The organism is Streptomyces sp. 13-12-16 (genome assembly GCF_002114215.1).
GTDB lineage: Bacteria > Actinomycetota > Actinomycetes > Streptomycetales > Streptomycetaceae > Streptomyces.
In genome coordinates this window covers 1-1,583 of sequence record NZ_NCTE01000705.1, presented here as the reverse complement: position 1 = coordinate 1,583, position 1,583 = coordinate 1, and the positions used below count along the sequence as shown (strand labels likewise).

The 1,583-nt window shown below is 75.4% G+C and carries 1 protein-coding gene and 1 pseudogene; both read right to left on the bottom strand.

The features are described 5' to 3' along the window. Positions 1 to 63: 63 nt before the first annotated feature. The gene (locus B7767_RS26660) at positions 64 to 936 is read right to left on the bottom strand and encodes an Fpg/Nei family DNA glycosylase (protein WP_085574415.1); all 873 of its coding nucleotides are present in this window, start codon (positions 934 to 936) and stop codon (positions 64 to 66) included. 210 nt (positions 937 to 1,146) lie between these two features. Beyond that, a pseudogene (locus tag B7767_RS26655) lies at positions 1,147 to 1,583 on the bottom strand (DEAD/DEAH box helicase); the annotation flags it as partial.

Sequence of the window (1,583 nt, the reverse complement as noted above, 5' to 3'; positions counted from 1 at the left end):
CGGAGGGGGCGCTCGCGGAGGGGCGGTGGCGGCGGGCGTGGCGGATGAGCACCGTGCGTCGGTTCACCGACGGGGAGTGAACGGAGCCGGGCCCGGCTGGCAGGTGGGGCACCAGTACGTGGGGCGCTCGCGGGAGCCGTCGCCCTGGTCGGCGAGGCGGACCGGGGTGCGGCAGCGCAGACAGGGGCGACGGGCACGGCCGTACACGAACAGGTCCTGGCCGCGGCGGCCCGTGGTGTTGCGGACCGGGCGCTCGCGGTTGAACTCGAGCAGTTTCCGGGCGAGCACCGGCAGCTTCGCGGAACGGTCGGCGGGCAGCTCGCCCACGGGGAGCCAGGGGGTGACGCCGAGGAGGAAGCACAGTTCGCTCTTGAAGATGTTGCCGATCCCGGCGAGGTTGCGCTGGTCCAGCAGGGCCTCGCCGAGGGGGCGGGCCGGGTCCTTCAGGAGGTTGGCCAGTGCGAGGCCGGGGTCCCAGTCCGGGCCGAGGGGGCGGGCCGGGTCCTTCAGGAGGTTGGCCAGTGCGAGGCCGGGGTCCCAGTCCGGGCCGAGGAGGTCGGGGCCGAGATGGCCGACCGCGCGGTCCTCGTCGGTGGTGCGCATCAGTTCCAGGACGGGGAGCCGGTAGCCGACGGCCGTGCGGTCGGCGTTGCCGAGGATCGCGCGGATCTGGTGGGCGGGACCGCCGTTCCAGCGCTGCCCGTGCGTGTACACCCGCCAGGATCCGTCCATCCTCAGGTGCGAATGCAGCGTCAGGCCGCCTTCCACGCGGGTCAGCAGGTGCTTGCCGCGCGGAGTGACGTCCAGCACGGCGCGGCCGGTGAGGTCGGCCGTGGCGAACCTCGGCACCCGGAGGTCGCTGCGGGTCAGCACCTGGCCGGCCAGGGCGTTATGCAGCCGCCTCGCGGCCTGCCAGACCGTGTCTCCTTCGGGCATGCGTCAAGGGTGGCACGCCGGGCGGCCGGGGCGCTCGGACGGGCGTGTGCCGGTGGTGGGCCGGGGGGTAGTCCTCGGGGAAACGGCGGTGCGGCCCGTGGTTCGCAGGAGGGGGCAAGGGAGCGTCAGGGGGCAGGGGTGCCGTGGGCTCCAGTGGCGGGTGTGGGGTGTTCGGGCGGTGGAAGCCGGGATCGTCGGGGCGGTGGTGGGTCAGGCGCGCAGGCGGAGCCCTCTGGGTGTGGCGACGAAACCCGCGGTCTCCAGGAGGGTGCCCAGGGGGGAGGTCAGTGCCGAGGTGCCGTTGACGCGCTCCACCGTGACCGTGCCCAGGGAGCCCGCGCGGGCGGCCGAGGCGAGGGCCTCGGCGGCGGCCGGGAGGCGCGGGTCGTCGGCGGGATCTCCGTCGGAGTCGGCGGGCCAGGCCAGCAGCGTCTTGCCGCCGCGTTCCATGTAGAGCGTCAGCTCGCCGTCCACCAGCACCACCAGGGAGCCCGCCTTGCGGCCGGGTTTGTGCCCGGCACCGGTCGGCGGCTCGGGCCAGCCCAGAGCGGCACCGTAGGCGTTCGCCGGGTCGGCGGCGGCCAGGACCACGGCGCGTGCGGCGCGGTCCGCACCGGTACGGCGGCCGGCGAAGGGGTCGTACGCGG

Bases quoted from the DNA above. Each gene is read 5' to 3' on its own strand.
- B7767_RS26660 (WP_085574415.1), bottom strand. From the start codon at position 936: ATGCCCGAAGGAGACACGGTCTGGCAGGCCGCGAGGCGGCTGCATAAC.